Source organism: Streptomyces sp. NPDC048349 (genome assembly GCF_040651925.1).
Lineage (GTDB): Bacteria > Actinomycetota > Actinomycetes > Streptomycetales > Streptomycetaceae > Streptomyces.
On the sequence record NZ_JBEZLA010000067.1, the window covers coordinates 16,217 to 38,220 of the forward strand.

A 22,004-nucleotide genomic window follows, 5' to 3' on the forward strand; every position below is an offset into this window, starting at 1 on the left:
CGATCCGCCTCCGCAGTGAGCACACCCAAGGCTACCGCCTGCCCATTTTCATCAGACTTATGACTATAAGTCAGCAGTTTTCCTCATGAGGGAGAAGAGATAAAGATGTCGGACAATCCGCACCTTTGGATGCGGGCCGAATCCCGGCCGAGCGAGCGCCGCGCGCCCCTCGTCCCCGAGGACGCCGCGCGCCTGGTGGGCCAGGGCGTCGAGATCACGGTGGAGGAATCGGCGCAGCGCGTCTTCCCCCTCGAGGACTACCTCGCCGCGGGCTGCCGCACCGCTGCGGCGGGCAGCTGGACCGATGCGCCCGGCAGCGCCCACATCCTGGGCCTGAAGGAGCTCCCCGAGGCCCCGGAGGAGCTGATCCACCGCCACATCTACTTCGGCCACGCCTACAAGGGCCAGACCGGGGCGAGCGAGCTGCTCGCCCGGTTCACGGCGGGCGGGGGCGCGCTCCTCGACCTGGAGTACCTGACCGGCGCCGACGGCCGGCGGCTGGCGGCCTTCGGCTACTGGGCCGGCTACGTCGGGGCGGCGCTGGCCGTCCTGCACCGGCGCGGGCGGCTGCGGACCCCGCTGGTCCCGACCGGCCTGGAGGCGCTGGACGCCCTGCTGAACGAGCCCGGCGAGAACGGGAGCGCGCTGGTCATCGGCGCCCTCGGGCGCAGCGGCCGCGGTGCGTGCGACGCCCTGACCGCGGCGGGACTCACCCCCACCCGGTGGGACGTCCAGGAGACGGCCACGCTGGACCGCGCGGCCCTGCTGGACCACGACATCCTCGTCAACACCGTCCTGATGAACCGGCCCACGCCGCCGTTCCTGACCCACGCGGACCTCGACGGCCCCCGACGCCTCTCCGTGGTGTCGGACGTCACCTGTGACGTGACCTCGGCCTGCAACGTCCTGCCGGTCTACACCGAACTCACCGACTGGGACCGACCCGTACGCCGCCTGCGCGACGGCGACCGGCCGGCCGACCTCATCGCCATCGACAACCTGCCCTCGCTGCTACCGGTGGAGGCCAGCCGCGCCTTCTCGGCGGAGCTGTGGCCCCTCCTGGCGAACCTGGGCGGGGCGGATCCGGTCTGGACCCGCTGCCTGGGCGTCTTCGAGACCGCCGTCGGCGGGGCCGGGAAGGACGAAGCCGCCGGGGACCGCGCGGACGACGACGAACGCAAGGAGTACGCCGATGCCCGCTGACCGGATATCGCCCGCCCCGGTGCCCGCCAGCGGCACCGTCCACTGGATAGGCACCGGCCTCTCGACCGGCCGCAGCGGCCTCGGGCTGCTGTGCGCGCAGGCCGGCCACGTCGTGCTGTGGGACCGCACCGCCGAGCGCGCCGCCGACCGGCTCGCCGCTCTGGGCCTGACCGGCCACGCCGAGGTACGGGCCCTGACGGACGGGGCCCTGGAGGCCGAGGTGGGCGCCGGGGACGTGATCGTGTCCATGCTGCCCGCCGCCGAACACCCGCGGCTGCTGCGCCTGGCCATCGACCGCCGGGCGCACTTCGCCTGCACCAGCTACGTCTCCGAGGAGATCGCCGAGCTCGAGGAGCGCGCCGCCGAGGCGGGCGTGGTGGTCCTGACCGAGGCCGGACTCGACCCGGGCATCGACCACCTGATGGCCCACCTGCTGGTCGCCCGAGCCCGTGAGGCCATCGGGGACACCGCCGAGTCGGTCGACTTCACCTCCTACTGCGGCGGCATTCCGGCCGTCCCCAACGAGTTCCGCTACCGCTTCAGCTGGGCGCCGTACGGCGTGCTCGCCGCCCTCGGCTCCGCCGCGCGCCACATCGCCGACGGCGTCGAGAGCACCGCCGCCCGCCCCTGGGAGGCCACCACCGTCCACCGCCTGGCCGGCGAGGACTTCGAGGTCTACCCCAACCGCGACAGCGTGCCCTTCGTGTCCCAGTACGGCATCCCCGAGGGCTGGCACCTGCGCACCTTCGTCCGCGGCACCCTGCGCAACGCCGGCTGGCGCGCCGCCTGGGAGCCGGTCTTCCAGGTCGTGGCCTCCGGTGACGCGGTACAGGTCCGCCGGCTCGCCAAGGAACTGGCCGAACGGCACCCGACCACCGAGGCCGACCGCGACCGCGTGGTCCTCTCCGTGGCGCTGGACGTGCGCGCCGCGGACGGGAAGCGCTGGCAGGGCTCCTACCTGATGGACCTGACCGGCGAGGAGTCGGAGAGCGCAATGGCCCGCGCCGTGTCGCTGCCGGTCGCCTACGGCGTCACCCGCCTGCTGGCCGGGGCGCTGCCCCCCGGTCTGCACCGCGCCGGCCAGTCCGAGGAGGAGGCCGCCCGCTGGATGGCCTTCCTGGACTCCAGCGGTCTGGGCAGCACCTTCACCGACACCGTCCCCGCCCCCCGAGGAGCCGACGCATGACCACCGCAACAGAACCCGAAGCCGCTGTGGCGGCCGGTTCCGAGGCCGCGCCCGAGGCCTTCGTCCTCACCGGTGCCTTCTGGGTCGTGTGCCGCAATCCCCGCTACCTGGCGGAGCTCGCCGCGCGCGGCCTGAAGGTCCTGCTCATCACCCCGGCGGGCTACCGCGACGCCGCGGAAGCCGCCCGCAAGGACCCGGAGCACCCGGCGTTCCTGCTCGACGACATCGCCTTCGTGGACGGCTCCCTCGACCAGGAGGGATCGTTCCTGCCGGGCTTCATCGCCCGCGCCCGCGCCTGGCGGCACACGTACACGATCGTCGGCGCGTACGCCGTGGGCGAGACGCTGGTGGAGCCGACCGGCCTGCTGGGCGACGCGCTCGGCCTGCCCGGCCCCGGGCTGCGGGCCACCCGCGCCTGCCGCAGCAAGTACCTGCAGCGCTGGTACCTGGACGAGTTCAGCCCCGCCTCCCTGGTGATCCCGCCGGGGGAGCGCGAGGACACCGCCCTCGACGGGCTGCCGTACCCGGTGGTGGCCAAGCCCGCCACCCGCCACTCCAGTTCGGGCGTGGTGACGGTCGCGGACGCGACCGAGCTGCGGGCCGAGCTGGCCGGCTACCCCGAGTACGAGACCCTGCTGGTCGAGCAGAAGGTCGAGGGCCGCGAGTACTCGGTGGAGAGCCTGGTGCAGGGCGGCGAGATCGTCTTCACCTCGGTCACGAGCAAGGAGACCACCGAGTCGGACGCCCGCTCCTTCGTGGAGCTGTCCCATTCGGTCCCGAACGCCCGCCCCGGGGTGGACGAGCACCTGCTGGACGCCAACCGCCGGCTGCTGCAGACCCTCGGCTTCCGCGACGGCATCGCCCACGCCGAGTGGCGCACGGGCGCGGACGGGCGGGCCTACCTGATGGAGGTCGCCGCCCGGACGCCGGGCGACGGTCTGCTCGCGCTGTACCACCTGGCCACCGGCCGCCCCCTGGAGCCCGAGATCGTCAAGATCGCGCTGGGCGAGCCCGCCGACTACCCGGCGCCGCGCCGCTGGACCCGCCAGGTCTACCTGGACCACACTCCCGGCACCCTGGAGGACGTCTCCGTCGACTGGCCGGGGATCGCCCCCGTCTGGGTCGGCGAGGGCGGGATCTGGCCGGAGATCACCCCGGGCGAGCCCGACGCGCCGGCGGCACTGCGGGCGGTCCTGGTGCTGAAGGAGAAGGGTGCCCGGCTGACGCCGCTGGCCAGCTCCGACGACCGGGCGGTCACCTTCCTCATCGACGCCCCCTCCGCGCAGGAGCTGGACGAGCTGGAGCGCCGGGTCCGCGCCGCGGTGACGCTGACCGTGGGGAGGGTGGAAGGGCATGGCCTCTGACACCACCACCGAGGCCGCGGACGCCGGCACCCTGACCGCGGAGAGGGGGGGGCGGGCCACCGTCTGGGGCACCTTCCGCGACGCCCCGCTCGCGGTGAAGACCGTGCTCGCCGGGGTCCTGGTCAACCGCCTCAGCGGTTTCCTCCAGATCTTCCTCGTCCTGTTCCTCACCGCCAAGGGCTACTCCGACGGCAGCACCGTCCTGGCCCTGGGCGTCTACGGGGCGGGAGCCGTCGCCGGCTCGCTGATCGGCGGCACCCTGGCCGACCGGATGGGCGTGCGCAACGCCACGGTCGTCTCGATGGGCAGCACCAGCGTGCTCACCGCCGCCCTGCTCTACGTGCCGAGCTTCCCGGCGCTGCTCGCCGCGATCGCCCTGGTGAGCCTCGGCTCGCAGCTCTTCCGGCCGGCTTCGGCGACGCTGCTGGCCGAACTGACCGCCGAGAACCGGCAGGTCATGATCTTCGCGATGTACCGTTTCGGGCTCAACCTGGGCGCGACGGCCGCACCGCTGGTCGGCTTCGCCCTCTACAACGCGGGCGGCCACGGGTACACCCTGCTCTTCTGGGGCGAGGCCGTGATCGCCCTGGTGTACGCGGCGTTCGCCTGGGCGACACTGCCCGCCCGGGTCGGCCCCGCTCCGGCCGGCGCAGCGACGGACGCGGACGCGGACGCGGCGCCCGGCGGGTACGCCGCGGTGATCCGGGACCGGCGGTACCTCCTCTACCTGATCGCGGCCTTCTGCCACGCGGCCGTGTACATGCAGTACCTGTCCACGCTGCCGCTGTACATGAAGGACGAGGGGCTGGCGCTCTTCTGGTACACCCTCGCCGTCTCGCTCAACGGGTTCATCGTCATCGCCTTCGAGCTGCTGCTCACCAAGCTCTCGCAGGAGTGGCCGCTGAAGGTGACGATCGGTCTGGGATTCGCGCTGGTCGGCGCCGGTGTGGCCTTCTACGGTCTGCCCCTCGGGCCCGCGGCCGTGATCGTCGGCACGCTCATCTGGTCGATCGGCGAGATCATCGGCGGTCCCGCGGTGTTCGCCTATCCCGCGACCGCCGGCCCGGCACGGCTGCGCTCCCGCTACATCGGCAGCTTCCAGTTCATGTTCGGTCTGGGCACCGCCGTGGGTCCGATGATCGGCAGCTGGCTCTACCTGCGGCTGGACGGTCTCGTCTGGCCCGTGGTGGCCGTGGGGTCGCTGCTCGCCACGGTCTTCGGACTGATCGCCGTACGCCGTCCCGCACCCTCGCCCGCCGCGTGACCCCCGCCTGCGCACGTACCGCCCTCATCAGCACGACTCGGCCGGTCAGCCACCGGCACGCCTCGAAGGAGACGACCGCATGAGCACCAACCCCGTCCGTCCCGGGTCCGACCACTACCGCTGCATCGGTATCGGAGTGGGCCCCGCGAACCTGAGCCTGGCCTCACTGCTCCACGGCCGCCCGGAGGTGGACAACCTCTTCATCGACCGGAAGGAAGCCTTCGGCTGGCACGACAACCAGCAGATACCCGGCGCCACGCTGCAGGTCTCGATGTTCAAGGACCTCGTCAGCCTCGCCGCCCCCCAGAGCCCCTTCTCCTTCCTGTCCTACCTGCACGACCAGGGCCGGGTGTACCACTTCCTCAACGCCCAGTTCGCCGACGTACCGCGGCTGGAGTTCCGCAACTACCTGGCCTGGGCCGCTCGGCGCAACCCGAACGTCGTCTTCGGCGAGACCGTGGAGGAGGTCGGCTTCGACGAGGTCTTCACCCTGCGCACCGACCGCCGCACGGTGACGGCCGACAACATCGTCGTCGGCGTGGGCAACCAGCCCTGGGTCCCGCCCCAGGGCACGCTCGGCGCGACCCAGTTCCACGTCAACGACTACGTCGAGGCGGCCCGGAACCTGGGCGGCAAGCGCGTCGTCGTGGTCGGCGGCGGGCAGTCCGGCGCCGAGGCCTTCCTGGACCTGATCTCCCGGCCCGCCGGCGAACGGCCGCGCCGCGTCTCGTGGATCTCGCGCCGCCGCAACTACTTCCCGATCGACGACTCGCCCTTCACCAACGACTACTACATGCCGTCCCACTCGGACTACTTCTACGGCCTGCGCCCCGAGGCCCGCGCCAGCTTCAACGCCCAGCACGTCCTCAGCAGCGACGGCATCTCCGAGTCCACCCTGCGCGACGTCTACCAGGCCGTCTACGTCCACCGCTTCGTGGAGGGCAACAGCGACCTCGTCGGGCTGCACCCCAACCGCGACGTCGTCGCCGTCGAGGAGAACCCCGTCGGGGGCTGGGACCTGACCGTCCGGCACAACGACGAGCCCGGCGCCCCCGCGGAGCACTTCGACGCGGACGTCGTCGTCTGGGCCACCGGCTTCCGGCCGGCCCGGATGGACTTCCTCGCCCCGATCGCGGACCGGCTGGAACGCGACGGCGACGAGCTGCGCATCGACGAGGACTTCGCGGTGCGCTGGGACGGCCCGGCCGACCGCAGCATCTTCGTCCAGAACGCGGCGCGCGGGCAGCGCGGACTGGCCGACCCCAACCTCAGCCTGAACGCCTGGCGCAGCCAGCGCATCGCGGACCGGCTGTGCGGGGTGCGCAGCGACGAGCAGCTGGCGTCCTTCATCGAGTGGTCCGCCAAGTCCCCCGAGGCGAGCGCCGCATGGACCGCGTGACGACCCCGCCGCGGCAGGAACCGGCGGCGTACGACATCGCCGTGGTCGGAGGCGGCGTCCTCGGCCTCACCATCGCCCAGGAGATCCTCACCCGGCAGCCGCAGGCCCGCCTGGTGGTCCTGGAGCGGGACGCGGTCGGCAGCGGCGCCACCCGCCGCTCGGCGGGGCTGCACTTCCCCCGCGGCTCCTCGGAGCGGATCCGCGCCATGGCCGCCCACAGCCAGGAGCGCTACGCGGCGCTCAAGGCGGCCCGCCCCGAACTGCCGATCCACGGCCTGGACATGACGGTGGTGGCGCCCGCCTCGGCGCAGGAGCGGCTGCAGGAGGTCTACCTGCCGCAGGCACGGCTGCGGCCCGTCCGCGAGGTGGCGGGCAAGACCGCCCTGCTGCCGGAGGGCACCGCCGCCTGGGAGGGCGACGGCTGCCAGTACGCGGACGTCCACGCCCTCACCCAGCTGCTGGCGCGCGATCTGCGCCGCACCGTGGAGTTCCGCGAGGGCGTCGAGGTCACCGCGGTGACGCCCGGCGCCCACTCGGTGGAGCTCTCCCTGGGCACGGGCGGCACGCTCCGTGCCGGACAGGTGGTCCTGGCCCCCGGCCCCTGGCTCGCGGCCCCCGCCTGGAAGGACCTCGTCGCACCGCTCGGGGCCCGGGTGAAGAAGATCGTGGCCCTGCACATCGAGGTCCCGCCCGCCGCGGGGGACCGGGCGGTGGTCTTCCAGGACGAGGACGCCTTCCTCCTGCCCTACCACGAGCGCGGGCACTGGCTGTTCAGCTACACCTGCCAGGAATGGGACGTCGATCCCGACACCGTCGCCTCGAGCCTGACACCCGGCGACCGGGACGCGGCCCTCGCCGTCCTGGCCCGCTTCGCACCCCACCTGATCGAGCACTGCGTCTCCGGACGCGTCTTCTGCGACGCGTACGGCCCCGGCTTCGAACCACTCGTCCGCCCGCTCACGGCCGACGGCCGCGTGGTGTTCGCGGGCGCCGCCAGTGGCTCCGGGTACCGGCTGGCCCCCGCCATCGCGGCCGAGACCGCGCACCTGCTTCTCGCTCCGTCCCCCGGAAAGGACGACGTTTCGTGATCATCAACACCTATGACGCCACCGTGCTCAGCGAGGCCTTCGGCATCGACATGAGCGACATCCACGGTCTGGGCGTCGGCGCCGGCTGGGGCCGGGTCTCGCCCGGCACCAGCTCCGACAGCCACCAGCACGACGAGACCGAGTTCTTCGTCATCGTCAGCGGCCGGGGTGAGTTCATCGTCGACGGCGAGCGCCACCCCGCTGCGCCCGGCACCGTCGTCCTCTTCGAGCCGTTCGAGAGTCACGTCCTGGAGAACACCGGGGACACCGACCTGGTCTTCCTCACCCAGTACTGGCGGGACGCCGGGCGCGCGCTCACCTCGGCGCTCAGCGCCGAGCGCAAGGACTTCGGCGACCGCCCGGTCTTCGTCTTCTCCACCCCGCCCACCCCCAACGGCGACCTGCACCTCGGCCACCTGTCGGGCCCCTACCTCGGGGCCGACGTCTTCGTCCGCCACCAGCGGCTGAACGGCACCAAGGCCTGGCACCTGACCGGCAGCGACGACTACCAGAGCTACGTGGTCGCCGCGGCCGCCGCCGACGGCGTCGAGCCGGCGGAGGCCGCCGCCCACTACAGCGCCGAGATAGCCAAGACGCTCGAGCTCATGGACATCTCGCTCGACCAGTACACCGTCACCGACACCGCGCCGGGCTACCGGGCCGGTCTGCAGGACTTCTTCTCCCGCACGGTCTCCTCGGGCCGGGTCACGGTCACCGAGGCGGACGCCCTGTTCGACGCCGAGAACGGCCAGTACCTCTACGAGGTGGACGTCAAGGGCGACTGCCCCGGCTGCGGTTCGGGCGCCGGCGGCAACATCTGCGAGCAGTGCGGCGAGCCCAACGTCGTCACCGACCTGACCGACCCGGTCTCCGCCCTCTCCCCGGCCCCTCCGCGGCGCGGCCCGGTCTCCCGCTGGTCGCTCCCGCTGCACGAGTTCCGCGAGGACCTCGACGCCCACCACCGCCTGGGCCGGGTCCCGGCCAGGCTGCGCGAGCTCACCGACCGCCTCTTCCGCCGCCCCAGCCTCGACATCCCCGTCAGCCACCCCTCCTCCTGGGGCGTTCCCCCGGCCGAGAAGGACCTGGACGGGCAGGTCATCTGGGTGTGGCCCGAGATGTCCTACGGCTTCCTGTACGGCATCCAGGCCCTCGGCGCCCGGCTCGGAGAGAACTGGAAGGCCGCCGAACCGGAGCGGGACTGGAAGATCGTCCACTTCTTCGGCTACGACAACAGCTTCTACCACTCGGTGCTCTACCCGGCCCTGTACAAGCTGGCCTTCCCGGGCTGGACGCCGGACATCGACTACCACGTCAACGAGTTCTACCTGCTGGAAGGCCAGAAGTTCTCCACCAGCCGCCGCCACGCCATCTGGGGCAAGGAGATCCTCGGCCCGGACTCGGTCGACGCCGTCCGCTACTTCCTCTCCCGCACCCGCCCCGAGGCCGAGCGGACCAACTTCCAGCGCGCCGCGTACGAGGCGACCCTCGAAGACACCCTGATCGGCACGTGGCAGGCCTGGCTGAACGACCTCGGGTCCCGGGTCGCCAAGCACTACGGCGGCGCGGCCCCCGACGCCGGTACCTGGACGCCGGAGCACTCCGCCTTCCTCGGCCGCCTCGGCAACCGCCTGGCCGCCGTCTCCGCCAGCCTCGGCTCCGAGGGCTTCTCCCTCAACGAGGCCGCCGCCGAGCTCGACGGCATCGTCAACGACACCGTGCGGTTCTCCCGCAAGGAGGGCCTGCTCGCCGAGACCGCCGGCTGGGAGAGCGAAGCGCGCACCGCCATCGCCCTCGAACTGGCCGCGGCCCGGCTGCTCGCCCACGTCGCCGCCCCGGTCATGCCCCGCTTCGCCGCCCGCGTGGCCGAGGCGATCTCGCTGCCCGTGCCCACCGCGTGGCCGCGTACGGTCGAACTCGTCGCCCCGGGCAGCGAGATCCGCCTGGCCGAGGCCGTCTTCTTCGTCCGGACCGACCGGCCGGCCGCCGACGCCACCGCGACGGACGCCGCCGCCCCCACCGCCGGCCCGCGCCTGGCCGACTGGCTGAGCGGGCTCGTACGGACCCTGCTGCAGCTGCCCGCCGACGAGGTGGTCGCCACACGCGGCCTGAACGCCCTCGGGACCAGTTCCCTGCAGGCCGTCACGCTGCAATACCAGATCCTCGAGGCACTCGACGTGGACGTCACCCTCGACGAGCTGATCGACGCCGAGGACATCGCCGCGCTCGCCGCCCTCGTGGAGGAGCGCGCCGAGGACACCGCCGTCACCGAGCTGGTCGAGGCGGATGCCCGATGAGCGTCCGCGAGGTACTGCGTGAGATCGAGGACCGCGGCCTGTTCGTGGAGCTGTCCGGCAGCGACCTGCGCCTGCGGGGCGGCCGGCAGAACATGGAACCGGAGTTCATCGCGCGGATCAAGGCCGTGAAGGAAGACCTGATCGCCCACCTCCTCGACGAGGAGAAGAACGGGCCGGGCTTCCCCCTCACCACCCTGCAGCGCGCCTACCTGCTGGGCCGCAGCGGCATCTTCGAGATCGGCGACGTGGCCAGCCACGTCTACCACGAGATCGAGGGCTCCTGGGACGTGGACCGCCTGGAGGAGGCGCTGGCGGCCGTCGTCGACGCCCACAGCGCCCTGCGTTCGCGCTTCTGCACCGACGACCGGCAGATCGCCGAAATCCGCCGCACCCCCCTGCGGATCCCGCGCCTCGACCTGCGCTCCAAGAGCCCCGAGGAGCAGGACCGGATCCGCGGCGAACTGCGCGAGGAGCGCTCGCACCGCGTACTGCCCGCCGACCGGGCGCCGCTGCTCGCCGTCGAGGTGACCGTCCTCGCCGACGACAGGATGGTGCTGCACGTCAGCCACGACGGGCTGGTCATGGACGGGATCAGCATGTTCCTGTTCTTCCGCGCCTGGTGGCGGGAGTACCAGGGCGCCGGCCCCGGCGCACCGGAGGAGCTGCTGTACGAGGACTACGTCACGGCCGTGGAGGCCGGGCGGGACCGCGCCCCGGCCCGCCGCTCGCGCGACTACTGGCTCGCCCGCGTCGACGACCTCGCCCCGCACCCCGACCTGCCGTTGCGCACCAGCCCCTCGGCGCTGTCCTCGTCCCGGTTCTCCCAGCGCCGGGTCTGCCTCGACCAGGAGGCGTGGGAGGACCTCAAGGAGCGGGCCGCCGACGCCGGCCTGACCCCGTCGGCGGTGCTGCTCGCGGCGTACGCGGAGACCCTGGCCACCTGGGGCGCCGGAGCCCGGTTCACGATCAACACCACGGTCGCCAACCGTCCGCCCATCCACCCCCGCGTGTTCGAGGCCATCGGCAACTTCTCGGACACCCTGCTCGTCGAAGCGGAGGTGGACCGCAGCCTCCCCTTCGTGGAGCGGGCCCGCGCCCTGCAGACCCGGCTGCGCAAGGACCTCGACCACCGGCACTTCTCCGGCGGCCAGGTCATGCAGGAACTGGCGCGCCGCCGCGGCGGCGTGGCGGGCGCCCGGATGCCCTTCACCTTCAACAGCGCGATCGGCCACGGCAACGCCGAGGCCGACGGCACGGCCCTGGAACTGTTCGGCCCGGAGGTCTTCACGGTCTCCCAGACCCCGCAGGTCTGGCTCAACGCCTTCGCGATGGAGCAGCACGGCGGTCTCGTCGTCCAGCTCGACGGCATCGACGAACTGTTCCCCGAGGGGCTGCTGGACGCCTTCACCCACGGCTACCAGACCCTGCTGGAGGACCTGACCGACCTGCACTCCTGGCAGCGCACCTCCTTCGACCTGCTGCCCGGGGCACAGCTCGAGCGGCGCCGCGAAGCCAATGACACAGAGGTCCCGCTGCCGGCGACCATGCTCGGCGACGCGTTCGTGGAGCAGGCCCTGCGGACCCCGGACGCGGCCGCGGTCCTCACCTGCGACCGCGAGGTCGGCTACGGCGAGCTGCTGCACCGGGCCGCCGCCGCGGCGCGCTGGCTGCGCGAGGGCGGCGTCGGCCGGGACGAGCTGGTCGGCCTGGTGATGCACCGCGGTCCCGAGCAGCTCGTCGGCATCCTCGCCACCGTGCTCGCCGGAGCGGCCTACCTGCCCGTGGACGCGGGCCTGCCCGCCGAGCGGCAGGACTACATGCTGCGCGACGGCCGGGTGCGCCGCGTCCTCACCAACGCCGACTGGCAGGACACCAGCGGCGAGCGGGAGGTCATGCGCCTCGACATCACGGACCACGGCGCCGGCAGCGGCACCGGTCTCGCGGACGCCCCGCCCGAGGTGCCCGCCCGACTGCCCGGCTCGGACCCCGACGACCTCGCCTACGTGCTCTACACCTCGGGCACCACCGGCGCGCCCAAGGGCGTCATGGTCACGCACCGCAACGTCGCCAATGTGGTCGCCGACTGCCACAAGCGTTTCGGCATCGCCCCCACCGACCGGTTCTTCGCCATCAGCGCCTTCAACTTCGACCTGTCGGTGTGGGACGTCTTCGGCGCCCTGTCGGCGGGCGCGGCCCTGGTCATGCCCGACCGGGACAAGGCCGTGGACCCGGCGCACTGGCTGGACCTGTGCGAGAGCGCGGGGGTGACGGTGTGGAACTCCGTTCCCGCGATCGTGAACCTGCTGCACGACCAGGCGGTCGCGGACGGGGTGGTCCCGCCGGCGCTGCGCCTCGTGATGATGAGCGGCGACCGTGTCCCGCCGGCCCTGCCGGCCGCGCTGCGCACGCTCAAGGCCGACCTCGACGTGATCTCCCTGGGCGGCCCCACGGAGACGACGATCTGGAACATCCTGCACCCGGTCGGCCCGGACGAGGACGGCAGCGAGTCCATCCCGTACGGCCGCCCGAACGCCAACAACCGCGCCTACGTACTGGACCGGGACGGCCTGGACGCCCCCGACTGGGTGACCGGCGAGATCTGCGCGGCGGGCACCGGCCTGGCCCGCGGGTACTGGGGCGACGAGGAACGCACCGCCGAGCGGTTCTTCCACGACGCCGTGCGGGGCGAACGGATGTACCGCACCGGGGACCTGGGCCGGATGCTGCCCGACGGCAACATCCAGATCCTGGGCCGCAGCGACTTCCAGATCAAGGTCAACGGCTACCGCATCGAGGCCGGGGAGGTCGAGACCCGCCTGGTCGCCGTACCCGGCGTCGCCAAGGCCGTGGTCGCGGGCCAGGCCGGCGCCCAGGGCGCCCGCCTGATCGCCCACCTGGTGGCGGACGGCGAAAACCGCCCCACCGACGCCGCGCTGCGCGACGCGCTGCGCCGTGATCTGCCCGACTACATGGTGCCCACCGCCGTGGTCTGGCACACGGAGCTGCCGCTGACCAAGAACGGCAAGGTGGACCGCAGCAAGCTGGCCACGGCGGCCGTCGAGGCGGCGGCCCCCGCACCGCAGACCCGCAGCGGCGGCGAACCCACCACCGAGACCGAGAAGACCCTGGTCGCCATGTGGACGAAGGTGCTGCCCGGCAAGCAGGTCGGCATCCACGACAGCCTGGGCTCACTGGGCGGCGACTCCATCGCCGCCGCACGGATCCTGACCGCCGTCCGCAAGCAGTTCGGGGTCTCCGTCCCGCTCGACGCGTTCGCCGAGATGGACTGCGTCCACGCCCTGGGCCGGGCCCTCGACGCGCAGCGGGCGGGGGCGCAGCGATGACCGTCATCACATCGGTGATCAACCGGATCGTCTCCACGGCTCCGTCCGGCGGCAGGATCTCCTTCGCCCGGCTGGACGGGACGCAGACCATGGGCCTGCCGGAGCTGTACGAGCGGGCGGGGCGGCTCGCCGGGCACCTGCGGGAGCGGGGTGTCGGGCCGGGCGACCGGATCGGCATCCTGGCCGCGAACAGCCTCGAGTGGGTGTTGCTGGACCTGGCGGCGCTGCGGCTGAAGGCGCAGACCGCAGGGTTCGAGCCCGGCAAGTTCGACCCGGCGGACGACCTGATCGGACGCTACGACCTGACCCTGCTCTTCACCGACCGGCCCGCCGACACCCCCCGGTGCGTGCCGATGAGCGAGGTCCGCGCACTCTCGGAGCCGGCGACGGGTCCGGGCGACGCGCCGGCCCCGGCACCCGTCACGTGGGGCCCCCGCGACGTGACCACCATCAAGTTCACCTCCGGCAGCACCGGCACCCCCAAGGGGCTCGGCGCGACGGCCGGCAGCATCGACAGCTCGCTCGCGGCGGTGCAGGAGATCTTCCACCACGCGCCGGGGGACGACCTGTTCGTCTTCCTGCCGCTGTCGCTGCTCCAGCAGCGCTACTGGATCTACTCGGCGCTGGCCCACGGGCACGACGTCACGATCAGCACCTACGAGGCGGCCTTCGCGGCGATGCGCCGGGTCAAGCCGACCGTGGTCATGGGCGTGCCGGCCTTCTACGAGACGGCCAAGCGCCAAGTCGAGTCCCGCATGCGGCGCTCGGGCGGTACGGCGAGCGCCGGAGAGGCCGCCCGCCACCTGTTCGGCGACCGGATCCGCTACCTGTGGACCGGTTCCGCACCGGCTGACGCGGCGATGCTGCGCTTCTTCACGGACGCCGGGCTGCCCATCTACGAGGGCTACGGCCTGAACGAGACCTGCATCGTCGCGAAGAACCACCCCGGCGCGACCCGCGAGGGCAGCGTGGGGCGCGTCCTGCCGGGCAAGGAAGTGCTCTTCGACGAGGACGGGGTGGTCAGCGTCCGCAGCGACCATCCGGTCGGCTACGGCTACACGTACGCCAAACCGGGGGACTCCGAGCGCGTCTTCGACGCGGACGGCACGGTGCGCACCGGCGACCTCGGCTACATCGACGAGGACGGGTTCCTCTTCATCCGGGGCCGGGCCGATGACGTCATCGTCCTGGACAACGGCAAGAAGGTCATCGTCCGCCCGCTCGAAGAGCACATGCGCACCAGTCCGGCCATCGCCGAATGCGTCCTGTTCTGCCCCACGCAGACGGACCTGGTCGCGGTCGTCTCACCGGCGGCGCTGCCCGCAGACCCGGACGCCGTCCTCGCCCAACTCGCCCTGACCAACGCCACCTTCGGCAAAGACGAGCAGATCAGCCGCGTCCTCATCGCCGACGAGCCGTTCAGCATCGACAACGACCTGCTCACCTCGCAGTACAAGCCCAAACGACCCCGGATCCTGGCCGCCTACCGGGCCGGCCTCCACGACAGCAAGGCAGGAATCCATGCACCCTGACACCGCCATCGACACCGGTATCGACGCCGCCCTCGAGAACGCGGCCCGCGAGGCCCTCTCCGCCGTCCTCGACCCGGAGGTCCCCCCGCAGGAGCTGGAGCTCGACGCGGACATGGCCGGCTCCTACAGCCTGACCTCCCTCAACAAGGTCCTCTTCCTCACCGAGGTGTGCGAGGCGACCGACGTCGACCTCGCCAACTTCACCGAGCACGACCTCGCCGACATGCTCACCCTGCGCAACGTCCTCGAGTCCCTCACCCGGCACAGCAACAACAAGGCGGTCTGAATCATGTCCTGGTCCCAGAATGCGGCAGCGGTCCTGGAGAACGAGCACGTCCTGCTGCGGCCGGTCGCCGAAGCGGACCGCGAGTCCGTGCGCGCCGTCGCCATGGACCCCGACATCTGGCGCTACTTCGTCTCCGCGGTCACGGACGACGCCGACTACGCCACCTTCTTCGACGCCTGCCTCTCCGACCACGCCGCCGGACGCCGCGCGGTCTACGTCATCGTCGACAAGGCCTCGGGCCGCGTCGCGGGCAGCATGAGCTTCGGCAACATGGCCGAGGCCGACAAGCGCCTGGAGATCGGCTGGTCCTGGCTGGGCCGCGACTTCCGCGGCAAGGGCATCAACCGCTGGGCCAAGTACCTGCTGCTGCGCCACGCCTTCGACGTCCTCGGGGCCGAACGCGTCGAGTTCAAGACGGACATCCTCAACATCCAGGCCCGCCGCGGTCTGCGCAACATCGGAGCCGTCGAGGAAGGCACCCTGCGCAGCTTCAACTTCATGCCGGGCGGCCGCCGCCGTGACGCCATCTTCTACAGCGTCCTGCGCGCCGAATGGCCCCGCGTGGAGGCCGAGCTCGCCACGAAGCCGAAGGTCACCCCCCAGGAGCCGCAGGAGCCGCAGGACGCCGCGGTGCTGAGCGCCGCCCGATGACCCGCGGCGGGGAGATACCCCTCATCCACGCGTCGGGCGACCCGTTCGCCGTGGGGCGCGCCCACGGACAGGCCCTCGCCGGTCCCCTGCGCGCCTTCCTCGACGACTCGCTCTGCCGACTGAACAAGGTCATGCAGGAGCCCGTCTCGCCGGCCGGACTGCTGCCGTCGATCGCCGCCTACCGGGCGGCGGTCACGGCGGCGGTCCCCGCCCTCGCCGAGGAGGTCTCCGGCCTCGCGGCCGGGGCCGGCATCGAGGAGCACGAGGCCTGGCTGCTGCAGCTGCGCCGCGAGATCATGGGCTACCGCAAGGTGCCCACCATGGGCGACTGCACGACCTACGCCCGCACCGGCGCGGGCGGCCCGGTCCTCGCCCAGACCATCGACCTCAACGGTGATCTGGACGACTACCTGAGCGTGCTGGAGGTGGAGCGGTCCGACCGGCCCGGGCGGCGCTCCCTCGTCCTGAGCTTCGGCGGGCTGCTCGGCTACCTCGGCCTCAACAGCGACGGCCTCGCGATCGGCCTCAACCTGGTGCTGGGCGGCGACTGGCGCCCCGGTGTGCCGCCCTACCTCGCCATCCGGCACCTCCTGGACTCCGCGGGCAGCGTCACCGAGGCCCTGGAGATCCTGCGCGGGCTGCCGCTCGCCAGCTCCCGCACGCTCGTCCTGTGCGACCGCGGGCGCGCCGTCTACGTCGAAGTCCTCGGCGACGAACTGCGCGTCGTCGAGGGCCCGGAGGCCGTCCACGCCAACCACTTCCTGCACCCCGACTTCGTCGCGGGCGACGAGATCAACGTCTTCGCCCGCAACTCCTCGGTCCGCAGGCTCAAGGCGGCCGGTGCCGGACTCGCCGCGCTGCCCCCCGGCTCGGACGCCGAGGCCCATTTCGGGCTGCTGTCGGTACCGCCGATCTGCGTGCCGGACCGGGGCGACATCCGCGCCGAGCGGACGGTCGCGGCTGTGGTGATGCTGCCGGACCGGGGCGAGCTGCACGTACGTCCGGGCGATCCGTCGCTCAGCGCCACCCAGGTATTCCGCCTGTAGCGGCCGCCCCGGCCCCTGCACCACCGAAAGGAGGAGAACACATGGACGTATGGCTGGTGGATCTGGACGAGCACGCGTGGTCACCGGCACGGTACGCGGACACCGGCACCCGCCCCGGCCCGAGGGCCCGTGCGACACCGGAGGAGAACAGGCGCGCTGCGGAGTTCACCCACGCGTCCACCACCCGCCGCTTCCTGCGGGCCCGGCTGGCGGTGCGCGAGCTCCTGGGGGAGCGGCTCGCCGTCCCCCCGGCGGAGCTGCGCGTCGCTCACACGCCGCACGGAAAACCGTATCTGCCGGACCATCCGCACCTGCACATCAGCTGGTCGCGCTCGGAACGGCTGCTGCTCCTCGCAGCGGCCGACACCGGCCCGATCGGCGTGGACATCGAATGGCTGCGGCCGATGCCCGCGGCCCTGGACGCGCTCGCCACGGTCTACCCCGCCCTGCCGGTCACCGCCGAACCCGAGGTCTTCCTCCCGGCGTGGACCCTGCTGGAGGCCGCGGTCAAAGCCACCGGCCAAGGGCTCGCCCGGGGTGCGAAGGAGGTCGATCTCGCACTCGGCCCGGGCAGCACCGTGGCGCTGCGCGGCATCGTCGGCCACGGGCCCCCGGACGCCTGGTACGGCCGCACGGAACCACTCGCGGCACGCGGCGCGCTCCCGGCGGCCGTGGCCGCGGTGGTCACCCGGGACCGGCCCCCGATGTCGCTGAACCAGCTGCTCGGGCGGGACCGGCCCACGCCGGCGCCCCCTTCGCAGGACACGGACTCCTTCGTCCTGACCCTGTGACCGTCACCCACGCATCGAGGACGCACACGATGACCCGACCCACCGCCGCCCTGCTCAGGCTGCACGCCGTCGCCCCCGGGCTCGGCACCGCCGACCTGGCACGCGCCGTCTCCCGCGCCCTCACGGGCGAGGACTCCCCGCCCGGGGGCTGGCACGCGGGGCGGCGCGGCCGGGTCCTGCGGTACGAGGGGGCCGCCGCCGAGGTGACCGGCGGGTGGGACGGGCCCGAGCTGCGGCTGCGGTACCGGGGCGAGCCGGCCGCCGCGGCCCGGGCCGCCGGACTGCTGGACGCGATCGCCGCGATGGCGGCCGGGGCGGTCCCGGCTGCCGCTGCCCGGCCCACTGCCCCGCCCGCTGCCCTTCCCACGGACCGGGCCACTGCTCCCGCGGGCCCGCCCCGCGCGGACCGGGACCCGGCACCGCGTGCGGACGCGCCCGCCTACCTGGCCTGGCGGGCCCTGATGGCGCGCTGGCAGGTCGCCGACCGCGATCTCGCGGAGATCACCGTACCGGGCCTGCTCACGGCACCGTGCCCGCTCACCACAGCGCACGGCGCACCGCTCGCCGCTGCCCCGTCCGCCGCCGGCCCGTCCGCCGCACGCGGCCCGTCACACCCCGAGGAGCCCGTCTTCGTCTACGACCACGTCGGCCCTCCGTCGCCGCCGCCCGGCTGGCTGCTGCGAGCCTGGTTCGCCCCCGACTCGGGCGTCTACCACTGCTCGGTCGCGTCCGGCTCCCGGCTGTCGGTCCGCTCGCCCGACCCGGCCGCCGCCGACCGCTCCGCGGAGCTGCTGGCCGCCTGGCAGGTCCTGACGGCCCGCTACGAGGCGGAGGTCTGACCGACGGGGGTACGACTGATGCCCGGGCCGCAGACGGCCCGGGCATCAGTCGTACCCTTCCGCGCTTACGCGGCTCAGGCGGGCAGGTGCGCCTCGATGGCGGCGATGACCTCGGGGGATTCGGGCTCGGTGCGCGGGCGGAAGCGCGCCACGACCTCACCGGCGGGGGAGATCAGGAACTTCTCGAAGTTCCACTGGATGTCCCCCGCCTCGCCCTCGGCGTCCGGGGTCTTCACCAGCTCCTGGTAGAGGGGGTGCCGGTTCTCGCCGTTGACCTCGGACTTCTCCAGGATCGGGAAGGTGACGCCGAAACCGGCCGCGCAGAAGGTCTGGATGTCCTCGGCGTTGCCGGGCTCCTGCTCGCCGAACTGGTTGCAGGGCACACCTATGACGGTGAAGCCCTTCTCCTCGTACGCGAACTGCAGCCGGGCCAGTCCCGAGTACTGCGGGGTGAGCCCGCACTGCGAGGCGGTGTTGACCAGCAGGATCGCCTTGCCCTTGTGGGCCCCGAGGCTGGTCGGCTCGTCGGACAGGGTGGTCAGCGGGATGTCGTACAGGCTCATCGGGCTCTCCTCGGCAGGAAGCGGACAACGCCCCCGAGCGTAGGTGATCGCCGGCCCGCCCGGCCCGCCCGGCCCGCCCGGCCGAGCGGCGGCGCCGGCTCTACGCGCCCGTACCGACCAGCTCGTCCGCCGGATCGTTCACGGGCTGCGGCATGCCCGTGAGGTCCATGACGAACAGCGGTATCCCCAGATCGTCCGCGCGGGTGCGGGCGTCCTCCGTGTACCCGGCGAGGGAGAAGTAGACGCTGGTCGCGGAAGCTGTCAGTCCGTTCAGCCATACGCACTCCACCGCCCGCAGCCCGGCCGGCGCGGTGGTCGGGTCCACCTGCGCGACCAGCCCCGGCGCCCGCAGGTCCACGGCCGCGGAGGGGATCGGGCGACCGTCGGGCTGCCGTACGTCCTGGAAGCCCAGCCAGCGCAGGTAGAGCGCGGCGGTCGCCACCGCGTCGCGGGCCGTGCGGATGGTCACCGGCCGGAACGCGGGGCGCGGCACCGGCGGGGCCGACGGCGGTGACGGGTGCGCCGACGACCGGTCGCGCGGGACGTCACCGCGGCCGCCGGGCCGCGCGCCGGACCTCGGACCGGCCTGCTGGTCGGGGTCCGGCGTACGGGTGGCCGAGGGCTCCGCCCCCGAGCCGCCGCCCGGCCCGCCCCCGGCCGGGGCCGCCGCGGGTTCCGGGTGCACGGGGTGCACCGCGATCCGCACCACCGTCCCGCACGAGCCGCACCCCACCTCGGGATGCGGCCACTCGCTCTCCCGCCCGCAGGACGCGCAGCGCACCGCCACCCAGCTGTCCGACCAGGTCCGGTGCGTCAGCGGCTCGGGCGGCGCGGACAGGTCCAGCGGCGGGTGGACCGGGCTCCCGCAGGCACAGGGATAGACCGGCACGGTGTAGCCGTTCTCGCGCAGGCACGCCGGGCAGCGCACCGGTACCGCTTCCGCCATGAGACCTGACCCCCTCCGTCGCTGTGCGTAGGTCCATGCTCCACCACGCGCGACCGTCGAGGCGACTCCGCCCCCCATTTGTGCAACTCACGGAGCGAGACGCGGCTTTTGGTGCTATCCGGCCTCCCCTGCCGCCTTGACGTCGGGGAAGCCGCCGCTTAGCTTGTTCCGTATAGCAGAACAAAACTTCCGGATTACGGAAAAGCCTGACCGTCGGACCCGCAGGAGAACTCGATGCCCCGTATGACAGCCGCCGCCGCTGCAGTGGAGATCCTCAAGCTCGAGGGCGTTTCGCAAGCCTTCGGCGTGCCCGGCGCTGCGATCAACCCGTTCTACCGCGAGCTCAAGAACGTGGGTGGCATCAACCACACGCTGGCCCGCCACGTCGAGGGCGCCTCGCACATGGCCGAGGGATACACCCGTGCCAAGGCGGGCAACATCGGTGTCTGCATCGGTACGTCCGGCCCCGCCGGCACCGACATGATCACCGGCCTGTACTCGGCGATCGCGGACTCGATCCCGATCCTGTGCATCACCGGTCAGGCCCCGGTCTCGAAGCTCCACAAGGAGGACTTCCAGGCCGTCGACATCGCCTCGATCGCCAAGCCGGTCACCAAGGCCGCGACCACCGTCCTGGAGGCCGCCCAGGTCCCCGGCGTCTTCCAGCAGGCCTTCCACCTGATGCGCTCCGGCCGCCCCGGCCCGGTCCTGATCGACCTCCCGATCGACGTCCAGCTGACCGAGATCGAGTTCGACCCGGAGACCTACCAGCCGCTGCCGGTCTACAAGCCGCAGGCCAGCCGTGCCCAGGCCGAGAAGGCCCTGAGCTTCCTGCTGGAGTCCGAGCGCCCGCTGATCGTCGCCGGCGGCGGCATCATCAACGCCGACGCCTCCGACCTGCTCGTCGAGTTCGCCGAGCTGACCAACATCCCGGTCATCTCCACCCTCATGGGCTGGGGCGTCATCCCGGACGACCACGAGCTGGCGGCCGGCATGGTCGGCGTCCAGACCTCGCACCGCTACGGCAACGCGACCTTCCTGGAGTCGGACTTCGTCCTCGGCATCGGCAACCGCTGGGCCAACCGTCACACGGGCTACAACCTCGACGCGTACCTGGGCGACCGCAAGTTCGTCCACGTCGACATCGAGCCCACCCAGATCGGCAAGATCTTCGCGCCGGACTTCGGCATCGCCTCGGACGCCAAGGCCGCCCTGGAGCTCTTCATCGAGGTCGCCAAGGAGCTCAAGGCCGAGGGCAAGCTGCCGGACTTCTCCGCCTGGGCCGCCTCCGGCCAGGAGCGCAAGGCCACCCTCCAGCGCCGCACGCACTTCGACAACATCCCGATGAAGCCGCAGCGCGTGTACGAGGAGATGAACAAGGCCTTCGGCCCGGAGACGCGCTACGTCACCACCATCGGCCTCTCCCAGATCGCCGGCGCGCAGATGCTGCACGTCTTCAAGCCGCGCCACTGGATCAACTGCGGCCAGGCCGGCCCGCTCGGCTGGACCATCCCGGCCGCGATCGGTGCCGCCACCGCCGACCCCGAGACCCCGATCGTCGCCCTGTCCGGCGACTACGACTTCCAGTTCATGATCGAGGAGCTCGCGGTCGCCGCGCAGCACAAGGTCCCCTACGTCCACGTCCTGGTGAACAACGCCTACCTGGGCCTGATCCGTCAGGCGCAGGGCGGCCTCGGCATCAACTTCGAGGTCAACCTCGAGTTCGAGAACATCAACACCCCGGAGATCGGCGTCTACGGCGTCGACCACGTCAAGGTCGCCGAGGGCCTGGGCGTCAAGGCCATCCGCGTCACCGACCCCAACGAGCTGGGCGCCGCCTTCGAGCAGGCCAAGAAGCTGGCCCAGGAGTTCCAGGTCCCGGTCGTCGTCGAGGCCATCCTGGAGCGCGTCACCAACATCTCGATGAGCAAGACGGTCGACATGAGCGACGTCACCGAGTTCGAAGAGCTCGCGACCGAGCCGGGCCACGCCCCGACCGCGATCAAGTCCCTCAAGGTCTGATCGACGGGCCGGCAGGACAGCAATACGAGCGACCCCCGCTCCTCCGTCAGGAGGGCGGGGGTCGTCCTGTATCCAGGGCCGTGCCTGCCTGCCCGGCTAGGGGGTGTCTGACGGAGGTCCGTGGTGAAGGAGCGGTGTCCGGTGCGTGCTCTCGGCGTGCCGGCCGGATGCCCCCGTACTGGACGT

17 protein-coding genes are annotated in these 22,004 nt (G+C 72.4%); 15 read left to right on the forward strand and 2 right to left on the reverse strand.

What is annotated here, in order from left to right; all coding sequences use genetic code 11:
• Positions 1 to 105 precede the first annotated feature (105 nt).
• The 14 genes from AB0D44_RS28755 to AB0D44_RS28820 all read left to right on the forward strand — a co-directional run bounded on the left by AB0D44_RS28755 (position 106) and on the right by AB0D44_RS28820 (position 18,287).
• A complete protein-coding gene (locus tag AB0D44_RS28755) occupies positions 106 to 1,203 on the forward strand; it encodes a saccharopine dehydrogenase (RefSeq protein WP_362596187.1) in 1,098 nt (365 codons plus the stop codon).
• Positions 1,193 to 2,389: a saccharopine dehydrogenase C-terminal domain-containing protein gene (locus AB0D44_RS28760; protein ID WP_362596189.1), complete on the forward strand. Its 1,197-nt coding sequence runs from the start codon at positions 1,193 to 1,195 to the stop codon at positions 2,387 to 2,389. Before AB0D44_RS28755 ends, AB0D44_RS28760 begins: the two co-directional genes overlap by 11 nt.
• Positions 2,386 to 3,753: an ATP-grasp domain-containing protein gene (locus tag AB0D44_RS28765; RefSeq protein ID WP_362596191.1), complete on the forward strand. Its 1,368-nt coding sequence runs from the start codon at positions 2,386 to 2,388 to the stop codon at positions 3,751 to 3,753. Before AB0D44_RS28760 ends, AB0D44_RS28765 begins: the two co-directional genes overlap by 4 nt.
• A complete protein-coding gene (locus AB0D44_RS28770; protein WP_362596193.1) occupies positions 3,743 to 5,017 on the forward strand; it encodes an MFS transporter in 1,275 nt (424 codons plus the stop codon). The genes AB0D44_RS28765 and AB0D44_RS28770 overlap by 11 nt, the downstream gene beginning before the upstream one ends.
• A gap of 79 nt (positions 5,018 to 5,096) precedes the next feature.
• Positions 5,097 to 6,416, forward strand: a complete 1,320-nt coding sequence (locus AB0D44_RS28775; protein WP_362596195.1) for a SidA/IucD/PvdA family monooxygenase — start codon at positions 5,097 to 5,099, stop codon at positions 6,414 to 6,416.
• Positions 6,404 to 7,504, forward strand: a complete 1,101-nt coding sequence (locus AB0D44_RS28780; RefSeq protein ID WP_362596197.1) for an FAD-dependent oxidoreductase — start codon at positions 6,404 to 6,406, stop codon at positions 7,502 to 7,504. The genes AB0D44_RS28775 and AB0D44_RS28780 overlap by 13 nt, the downstream gene beginning before the upstream one ends.
• Positions 7,501 to 9,798 (forward strand): class I tRNA ligase family protein, encoded by a 2,298-nt coding sequence (locus AB0D44_RS28785; RefSeq protein ID WP_362596199.1) that lies wholly within the window; start codon positions 7,501 to 7,503, stop codon positions 9,796 to 9,798. Before AB0D44_RS28780 ends, AB0D44_RS28785 begins: the two co-directional genes overlap by 4 nt.
• Positions 9,795 to 13,142 carry an amino acid adenylation domain-containing protein gene (locus AB0D44_RS28790; RefSeq protein ID WP_362596201.1) on the forward strand — a complete coding sequence of 1,116 codons (3,348 nt, stop codon included), beginning with the start codon at positions 9,795 to 9,797 and terminating at the stop codon, positions 13,140 to 13,142. Before AB0D44_RS28785 ends, AB0D44_RS28790 begins: the two co-directional genes overlap by 4 nt.
• Entirely contained in the window at positions 13,139 to 14,674 is a 1,536-nt protein-coding gene (locus tag AB0D44_RS28795; RefSeq protein ID WP_362596203.1) for an AMP-binding protein, read from the forward strand. Before AB0D44_RS28790 ends, AB0D44_RS28795 begins: the two co-directional genes overlap by 4 nt.
• On the forward strand, positions 14,664 to 14,960 hold the full coding sequence (locus AB0D44_RS28800; protein WP_362596205.1) for an acyl carrier protein: 297 nt from the start codon (positions 14,664 to 14,666) through the stop codon (positions 14,958 to 14,960). Before AB0D44_RS28795 ends, AB0D44_RS28800 begins: the two co-directional genes overlap by 11 nt.
• A gap of 3 nt (positions 14,961 to 14,963) precedes the next feature.
• The gene (locus tag AB0D44_RS28805; protein WP_362596207.1) at positions 14,964 to 15,611 is read left to right on the forward strand and encodes a GNAT family N-acetyltransferase; all 648 of its coding nucleotides are present in this window, start codon (positions 14,964 to 14,966) and stop codon (positions 15,609 to 15,611) included.
• Positions 15,608 to 16,657, forward strand: a complete 1,050-nt coding sequence (locus AB0D44_RS28810) for a C45 family peptidase (RefSeq protein WP_362596209.1) — start codon at positions 15,608 to 15,610, stop codon at positions 16,655 to 16,657. The genes AB0D44_RS28805 and AB0D44_RS28810 overlap by 4 nt, the downstream gene beginning before the upstream one ends.
• 41 nt (positions 16,658 to 16,698) lie before the next feature.
• Complete coding sequence (locus AB0D44_RS28815) at positions 16,699 to 17,448, forward strand: 4'-phosphopantetheinyl transferase superfamily protein (protein ID WP_362596211.1); 750 nt, start codon at positions 16,699 to 16,701, stop codon at positions 17,446 to 17,448.
• Positions 17,449 to 17,477: 29 nt separating this feature from the next.
• The gene (locus AB0D44_RS28820) at positions 17,478 to 18,287 is read left to right on the forward strand and encodes a hypothetical protein (protein ID WP_362596213.1); all 810 of its coding nucleotides are present in this window, start codon (positions 17,478 to 17,480) and stop codon (positions 18,285 to 18,287) included.
• Between the two features lie 74 nt (positions 18,288 to 18,361).
• Here the strand turns inward: AB0D44_RS28820 and AB0D44_RS28825 are convergent, their stop codons facing one another.
• Positions 18,362 to 18,850, reverse strand: coding sequence for a glutathione peroxidase (locus AB0D44_RS28825; protein ID WP_362596215.1), 489 nt, complete (start codon positions 18,848 to 18,850; stop codon positions 18,362 to 18,364).
• Positions 18,851 to 18,950: 100 nt separating this feature from the next.
• Positions 18,951 to 19,796 (reverse strand): hypothetical protein, encoded by an 846-nt coding sequence (locus AB0D44_RS28830; RefSeq protein WP_362596217.1) that lies wholly within the window; start codon positions 19,794 to 19,796, stop codon positions 18,951 to 18,953.
• A 234-nt stretch (positions 19,797 to 20,030) separates the two neighbouring features.
• Between AB0D44_RS28830 and gcl the strand changes: the two genes are divergently transcribed.
• Positions 20,031 to 21,818 carry a glyoxylate carboligase gene (gcl, locus tag AB0D44_RS28835; RefSeq protein WP_362596219.1) on the forward strand — a complete coding sequence of 596 codons (1,788 nt, stop codon included), beginning with the start codon at positions 20,031 to 20,033 and terminating at the stop codon, positions 21,816 to 21,818.
• The last annotated feature ends 186 nt before the right edge of the window (positions 21,819 to 22,004 follow it).

Bases quoted from the DNA above. Each gene is read 5' to 3' on its own strand.
- AB0D44_RS28755 (WP_362596187.1), top strand. From the start codon at position 106: ATGTCGGACAATCCGCACCTTTGGATGCGGGCCGAATCCCGGCCGAGC.
- AB0D44_RS28760 (WP_362596189.1), top strand. From the start codon at position 1,193: ATGCCCGCTGACCGGATATCGCCCGCCCCGGTGCCCGCCAGCGGCACC.
- AB0D44_RS28765 (WP_362596191.1), top strand. From the start codon at position 2,386: ATGACCACCGCAACAGAACCCGAAGCCGCTGTGGCGGCCGGTTCCGAG.
- AB0D44_RS28770 (WP_362596193.1), top strand. From the start codon at position 3,743: ATGGCCTCTGACACCACCACCGAGGCCGCGGACGCCGGCACCCTGACC.
- AB0D44_RS28775 (WP_362596195.1), top strand. From the start codon at position 5,097: ATGAGCACCAACCCCGTCCGTCCCGGGTCCGACCACTACCGCTGCATC.
- AB0D44_RS28780 (WP_362596197.1), top strand. From the start codon at position 6,404: ATGGACCGCGTGACGACCCCGCCGCGGCAGGAACCGGCGGCGTACGAC.
- AB0D44_RS28790 (WP_362596201.1), top strand. From the start codon at position 9,795: ATGAGCGTCCGCGAGGTACTGCGTGAGATCGAGGACCGCGGCCTGTTC.
- AB0D44_RS28795 (WP_362596203.1), top strand. From the start codon at position 13,139: ATGACCGTCATCACATCGGTGATCAACCGGATCGTCTCCACGGCTCCG.
- AB0D44_RS28800 (WP_362596205.1), top strand. From the start codon at position 14,664: ATGCACCCTGACACCGCCATCGACACCGGTATCGACGCCGCCCTCGAG.
- AB0D44_RS28805 (WP_362596207.1), top strand. From the start codon at position 14,964: ATGTCCTGGTCCCAGAATGCGGCAGCGGTCCTGGAGAACGAGCACGTC.
- AB0D44_RS28810 (WP_362596209.1), top strand. From the start codon at position 15,608: ATGACCCGCGGCGGGGAGATACCCCTCATCCACGCGTCGGGCGACCCG.
- AB0D44_RS28815 (WP_362596211.1), top strand. From the start codon at position 16,699: ATGGACGTATGGCTGGTGGATCTGGACGAGCACGCGTGGTCACCGGCA.
- AB0D44_RS28820 (WP_362596213.1), top strand. From the start codon at position 17,478: ATGACCCGACCCACCGCCGCCCTGCTCAGGCTGCACGCCGTCGCCCCC.
- AB0D44_RS28825 (WP_362596215.1), bottom strand. From the start codon at position 18,850: ATGAGCCTGTACGACATCCCGCTGACCACCCTGTCCGACGAGCCGACC.
- AB0D44_RS28830 (WP_362596217.1), bottom strand. From the start codon at position 19,796: ATGGCGGAAGCGGTACCGGTGCGCTGCCCGGCGTGCCTGCGCGAGAAC.
- gcl (WP_362596219.1), top strand. From the start codon at position 20,031: ATGCCCCGTATGACAGCCGCCGCCGCTGCAGTGGAGATCCTCAAGCTC.